3 protein-coding genes are annotated in these 2,521 nt (G+C 67.6%); all 3 read right to left on the bottom strand.

The window, feature by feature from the left end; all coding sequences use genetic code 11:
- A partial coding sequence (locus VFW84_RS13985) for an efflux RND transporter permease subunit (RefSeq protein ID WP_329681074.1) occupies positions 1-780 on the bottom strand: 780 nt, incomplete at its 3' end.
- Between the two features lie 17 nt (positions 781-797).
- On the bottom strand, positions 798-1,922 hold the full coding sequence (locus VFW84_RS13980; protein WP_329681073.1) for an efflux RND transporter periplasmic adaptor subunit: 1,125 nt from the start codon (positions 1,920-1,922) through the stop codon (positions 798-800).
- Positions 1,919-2,500, bottom strand: coding sequence for a hypothetical protein (locus tag VFW84_RS13975; RefSeq protein WP_329681072.1), 582 nt, complete (start codon positions 2,498-2,500; stop codon positions 1,919-1,921). Before VFW84_RS13975 ends, VFW84_RS13980 begins: the two co-directional genes overlap by 4 nt.
- Positions 2,501-2,521 lie beyond the last annotated feature (21 nt).

The following is a 2,521-nucleotide window of genomic DNA, read 5'->3' as shown; positions in this document are numbered from 1 at the left end:
CTGCATGAGCGGTATGGGCTGGCCGCGCACGGTGCCCACCACGACCTGCTTGAGGTCATCAAGGCGGTTGGTGCGGCCGATCTGGCGCACCAGGTATTCGCGGCCATTGGCCTGCAGGAAGCCACCGCTGGTGTTGCTGCCGAAATCCCGCAGTGCCAGCGCCACCTGCTCGCGTTCGATGCCCAGCGCCTGCAGGCGCTCCGGCAGGATCTCGATGCGGTATTGCCTGACTTCACCGCCGATCGGGATGACCTGGGCCACGCCGGGGATCGTCAACAGGCGCGGGCGCATGACCCAGTCGGCGTAGTCGCGCACCTGCATGGGGCTGGCCTGGGCTGGATCTGCCGGCAGGGCGATCAGCAGGATCTCACCCATGATGGACGAGATGGGCCCCAGTTGCGGTGTGATGCCCGCAGGCAGTTGTTCGCGCACCAGGCCCAGCCGTTCGTTGACCTGCTGGCGGTTGAGGTGGATGTCGCTGCCCCAGTCGAACTCGACGTTGATGACCGACAGCCCGATGCCGGAGACCGAGCGCACCCGGCTCACACCGGGCATGCCGTTCAGGCTTGATTCGATCGGGATGCTGATCTGCTGCTCGACTTCTTCCGGGGCCATGCCGCCGGCCTCCGTCATCAAGGTGACGGTGGGTTTGTTCAAGTCGGGGAAGACGTCGATGGGCATCTGGCGCACGGTGAAGGCGCCATAGAGCACCAACAGCATGGCCAGGGCCAGCACGATCAGGCGCTGGCGCAGGCTGGTATGGATGAGGGCGTCAAACATGGTTCATCCTTGTGGTCTCAGCGCACCTGGCCCAGCAGGTTGGCGCCTTCGGTGACCACGCGGTCGCCTTCCCGGAGGCCCTTGAGCACGATCACGGTGTTGTCACTCAATGGCATGGTGCTGACGATGTGCGGCGTGAAGCGCTCGGCTTGTTCATGCAGCCAGACCATGGTGTCGCCACTGGGCAGGCGCTGAAGGGCGGCGCGAGGCACGGCCATGCCGCGCACGGTCTGCTTCGTCTGTGCGGTGATCTTGAGTGCCTGGCCGATGGCCAGCGGGGCCTGCGTCTGCACGACACGGAAGAGCACGGGCATGGCCTGATCGCGCAACTGCCTGCCTGCGCCGGCAAAACGCAAGGCAACGGCGCCTGAGGGTGTGCTGGCGCTGGCCTCGGTCATACCGTCAAGCTGGCTGGTGTCATAGGCCAGTGCTTCGACCATGAGCCGGCTCGGGTCCATGATCTCGAACACCACGTCGTGGGCCTCGATGACCTGCCCCAGGGTGGCGCTGCTGCTGGCGATGACGCCGCTGACCGGGGCCAGCAAGGGCTCGGGCGCGCCGAGGCTGCTGCGGATGGCCTCGCGCCGCCGTTTCAGGGCATCGCGCTCGATGCGGGCGATGTCGATGTCCTTCTGGGCGATGGCGCCTTCAAGCTGGGTATAGCGCGCCAGCTTGCGTTCGGCCACGGCGTACTGGGCATCCAGTTCGGCCAGGGATGCTTGCTGATTGCCTCGCTCCAGGCTGGTGGCCGCTGGATGCAGGTAGGCCAGCACCTGGCCTTTGCTCACGCGTTGGCCCAGCACGGGCAAACCTTGCGGGCCGGCTTCGATGCGGCCGGTCTGGGTGGTCTGCACGCGCCCGCCGGCGTTGGGGTCGGGCAGCACCTTGCCGTTGAGCTCGATGGCCTGCGCATGGTTCCGGGCGACGGTGCGGATCGTGCGCAGGCCCAGCCTGTATTGGGCGGGCTTGGGGACCCAGATGCTGCCATCGGGCAGGCGCTGTGGTGCGGCGCCTTGTCCGGTCGTTACCGCGGGGGCAGCCGGCGCGTGATCGCCATGGTCTTCACCGCCGTGTGCCCAGACGCTGTGGGTGAACAGCAGGGCCGTCAGCCCGTGCAGGATGCTCATCAGTGGGGATTTCATGCGGGCTCCTTGCGAGCGGCGGCGCGGCGTCGTAGTCGCCATGCCGCGGTGATCGTGAACAGCAGGGCGGCTGCGGCGGCCCACCTGGGCCAGCGACGCGTGCTGCTCGTGGGGTGATCCGCTGCGTGATCTGAAGGCGCTTCGACGTTCAGCGTGGCGTCCATCAGATCGGCGGTGTCGGCGCTTTGCACGGTGATGGCCAGGGGGTAGTGGCCGGGTTTGGCCAAGGCCTGGGCAGGCAGGGTGTACACGCCGGGTTCGATCGCCTTGGCTGTGCCTTTGAAGGCGCCGCTTTCGACTTCGATGCTGGCGCCCGCCACGGGGGCGTTGGTGTCGGCACGGTCGAGGTACAGGGTGAGGGTGGGTGAGTCGCCCGCCTGCAGCACGGCGACCAGCTCGAAGCTGTCGGTCCGAGCGGTGGCGCGAGGGGCTTGTGGCGCGGCCGGTGAGGCAACGGCGGGCGCTGCTTCACCGTGGTCTTCACCACCGTGGGCCCAGGCCGCAGCCGACGCGAGGGTCACCACGATGGCTGCAAGGGCATGCGTCAACAAGGCAAGGGATGGACGGGGCAAGTTCATGGATGGGCCTCCTCGGGCAGC

It is taken from the genome of Aquabacterium sp. (genome assembly GCF_036279655.1).
GTDB lineage: Bacteria > Pseudomonadota > Gammaproteobacteria > Burkholderiales > Burkholderiaceae_C > Aquabacterium.
This window is presented reverse-complemented; position numbering and strand designations above follow the sequence as displayed.